The sequence below is a fragment of the Streptomyces murinus genome, assembly GCF_002154555.1.
GTDB classification, from domain to species: Bacteria; Actinomycetota; Actinomycetes; order Streptomycetales; family Streptomycetaceae; genus Streptomyces; species Streptomyces murinus.
The window spans coordinates 1-1,585 of sequence record NZ_MUNF01000978.1 but is presented as its reverse complement, the minus strand read 5'-3'; the positions used below and the strand labels follow the sequence as shown (position 1 = coordinate 1,585).

Sequence of the window (1,585 nt, the reverse complement as noted above, 5' to 3'; positions counted from 1 at the left end):
TGCCCCGGATCACGGCGTAGACCCGGTCGCCGTCGCGTTCGGCGTCCGCGAGCCGCTTCAGTACGACGACCCCGGTGCCCTCGCCGATGAGGATGCCGTCGGCGTCCCGGTGGAAGGGCCGGATGCGCTCGGTCGGGGACAGGGCGCGCAACTGGGAGAAGACGCTCCACAGGGTGATGTCGTGGCAGTGGTGCACTCCCCCGGCGAGCATCATGTCGCAGCGTCCGGCGCTGAGTTCGCCGACCGCCTGGTCGACGGCGACCAGTGAGGAGGCGCAGGCGGCGTCGACGGTGTAGGCGGGGCCGCGCAGATCGAGCCGGTTGGCGATCCGGGAGGCGGCCAGGTTGGGCACGAGGCCGATCGCGGCCTCGGGGCGGTCCGGGCCGAGCCGCTCGGTGAACGCCGCCCGGACCCGGTCGAGTTGGGCGGACGACAGGTCCGGCACCAACTCGCCTAGCGTGCGGACGAGTTGGCCGGCCGTGCGGACCCGCTGGTCCAGCCGGGCCAGACCGGGGGTGAGATAGCCGCCCCGGCCCAGGATGACCCCGATGCGGTCCCGGGCCGGCAGCCCGCGCTCGCCGCCCGCGTCGGCGAGCGCGGCGGCGGCCACGTCGAGGGCGATCAGCTGGTCGGGCTCGGTTCCGGGGACGGCGGCGGGCATGATGCCGTACCGGGTGACCTCCACCTCGGCCAGCCCGTCCACGAAGCCGCCGCGCCGGCAGTACACCTGGTCGGGGGCGGTGGGCCCGGCGACGGCCGGGCGGTAGTAGTCGGCGTCCCAGCGGCCCGCGGGCACCTCGCCGATCGCGTCGACGCCGCTGCGCAGGTTGTGCCAGTAGGCGTCGAGTCCGCGCGCGCCCGGCAGCAGCACCGCCATCCCGACGATGGCGACGGGGAGTTGGCTGTTCGTCATCTCACCAGCCCGACGCGGTGTAGACGACGGCACGGGCTGCCGGGTCGCCCCAGGCGAGTTCCCGCAGCAGGGCCGCGGTGCCCTCCTCGGGGTCGATCATCGCCACCCCGCGACGGGCGTACTCGCGGCCGAGTTCCGCGCCGACCATGCCGTTGTGGGTGCCGGACGGCACCCAGGGGCCCCAGTGCACGGTGAGCGCGCGGTGCCCGGTGCGGGCCGCCCAGTCGGCGCCGAGCGTCTCCAGGGCGTCGTTGGCGGCGGCGTAGTCGCACTGGCCCCGGTTGCCGAGGACGGCGGCGATGCTGCCGAACAGCACCGTGAACGTGGGCGCCCCGGGCAGGTCGTCCAAGGCGGCGAACAGGGCCCCGGCGCCCGCCGTCTTGGTGCCGTAGACCCGCTGGAAGGAGTCGGGGGACTTCTCGGCGATCAGCCGGTCCTCGATCACCCCGGCCGCGAACACCACCCCGTCGAGCCGGCCGTGCTCGGCGTGGGTCTCCTTGACCGCCCGGAGCACCGCGTCCCGGTCCCGGAAGTCCACCGCGCGATAGCGGGCCGCACTGCCCAGTGCCGTGAGTTCGTCGAGGGTCGCGGTGATCTCCCGCTGGGCCAGCAGGAGTTCGGCGGTCCGGTTGATCTCGGCGGGCTTCGGGGCGCCGAACTCCTGCTGGCCCA

At 74.7% G+C, this 1,585-nt stretch carries 2 protein-coding genes; both read right to left on the bottom strand.

Annotated elements, in window-relative coordinates; translation table 11 throughout:
* A partial coding sequence (locus CCN72_RS37065) for a beta-ketoacyl [acyl carrier protein] synthase domain-containing protein (protein ID WP_143664350.1) occupies nt 1–913 on the bottom strand: 913 nt, incomplete at its 3' end.
* Between the two features lies 1 nt (nt 914).
* Nucleotides 915–1,585 (bottom strand): SDR family oxidoreductase (locus CCN72_RS37060; protein WP_143664349.1); only part of this gene is annotated, 671 nt, incomplete at its 5' end.